The 1587-nt window shown below is 73.0% G+C and carries 2 protein-coding genes; one reads left to right on the forward strand and one right to left on the reverse strand.

Going from position 1 to position 1587, the window contains the following annotated elements; all coding sequences use genetic code 11:
• The coding region (locus QR78_RS31480; protein WP_048431580.1) for a hypothetical protein at nt 1-600 on the reverse strand (600 nt) is incomplete at its 3' end.
• Nucleotides 601-856: 256 nt separating this feature from the next.
• On the opposite strand from QR78_RS31480, the gene QR78_RS31485 reads away from it, so the two are divergent.
• Nucleotides 857-1587, forward strand: a 731-nt coding sequence (locus QR78_RS31485) for an NAD-dependent deacylase (RefSeq protein ID WP_082173949.1), incomplete at its 3' end; no start/stop codon positions are given.

Genomic DNA, 1587 nt, shown 5'->3' on the forward strand with positions numbered 1-1587 from the left:
GGCCTGGATCGGCGCCTCGTCGGGCCAATCCTCGGGCCACACGAAGGCCGGGCGGGGGCCGGCCGTGCGGCGCGGCGCCGGTGCGGCGGTGCGGTAGCGGCGCACCCGCGGCAGCTTCGCCTCGGGCTCCGGCGCCGCCTCGGGCTCCGGCTCGGGCTCCGGCGGGGCGATCAGGCTCGGCAGGACGCGCTTGGCGGACTTGGCGTCGGCGGCGGCCGCCTGCGAAGGCTTGGCGAAGATGTCCTTCGAGAAGACGTCCTTGGCGGACGGCTCCCTGGCCGGAGAAACCTTCGCGGAGGAATCCTTGAAGGGATCCTTGGCGAAGGGATCCTTGTTGAAGGCCGGGGCCGCCGGCGGGTCGAACCGGCCGGACTGGGTGGCCGCGGCGGCCTCCTCGAAGAGGCCTGTCCCGGCCCACAGGTTGCGGCCCGGGGAGGCGGGCCGGCGCTCGGGCTCGCCCGTCGCGGCGGGGCTCGCCGGGGGCTTGCTCGCGGGGCGCTCGCTCTGGGGCCGCTCGCTGTCGGGGGTGGCGATCAGGGGGGAAGTGCGGCTGCGCTTGATCTCGACCGTGAATGACGGTCTCGCGCGGTGGCGCGTCATTGAATGTCCTGAAGCGATCTGTTCGGAATCAGTCGCCCGCGGCCATGCGCGCGGGCACGATCCTCACTTAGGATGGGTCACAGGAATTGTCCATGGCAAGAATTGATAAAGTCTCAACGGAGATCACAGTGACGGCATCCCGATGGACTGACGGGCGCAATGTTCTGCCGGCCGCGAGATTTGGCACAATCGACGCTCAGTCGTGGCGGCTCCGGCCGGAGGGCCGCGCGTGAGCCGGCCGATCCGGCACCCTCCCGTGCGCCGCCTCTTCGTCCTCACCGGGGCCGGGATCTCGGCCGAGAGCGGGCTCGGCACCTTCCGGGATCCGGGCGGGCTGTGGCGCCGCTTCGACCCGATGCGGCTCGCCACCCCGGAGGCCTTCGCCCGCGAACCCGAGGAGGTCCACGCCTTCTACAACCTGCGCCGGCAGGGGGTGCGGGAGGCCGCACCCAACGCCGCCCACGCGGCGCTCGCACGGCTGGAGGCGGGCCTTTCCGCCCGCGGCGGCCATCTGTTCCTGTGCACCCAGAACGTCGACGACCTGCACGAGCGCGCCGGCTCCCGGGCGGTGGTGCACATGCATGGCGAGCTGATGCGGGTGCGCTGCACCGCCTGCGGCGCATCCGAGCCCTGGGCGGGGGATCTCGGCCTCGACACCGCCTGCCCGGCCTGCGGGCGACGGGGCGGGATGCGCCCGGACGTGGTGTGGTTCGGCGAGACGCCGCTCCATCTGGAGGCGATCGGCGACGCGCTCGCGGCGGCCGACCTGTTCGTCGCGATCGGCACGTCCGGCGCGGTCTACCCCGCGGCGGGCTTCGTGGCGGAGGCCCGTGCCGCCGGCATCCCGACCCGGGAGATCAACCTCGCGCCGTCCGATACCGCCGGCCTGTTCGACGAGGCCAGCTACGGCCCGGCCACCCGGGCAGTGCCGGATTTCGTCGCGGAGATCTTGGGCGAAGAAAACCCGGGCGAAGAAAACCCGGGCGA

Origin of the sequence: Methylobacterium indicum (genome assembly GCF_001043895.1) — a bacterium.
GTDB classification, from domain to species: domain Bacteria; phylum Pseudomonadota; class Alphaproteobacteria; order Rhizobiales; family Beijerinckiaceae; genus Methylobacterium; species Methylobacterium indicum.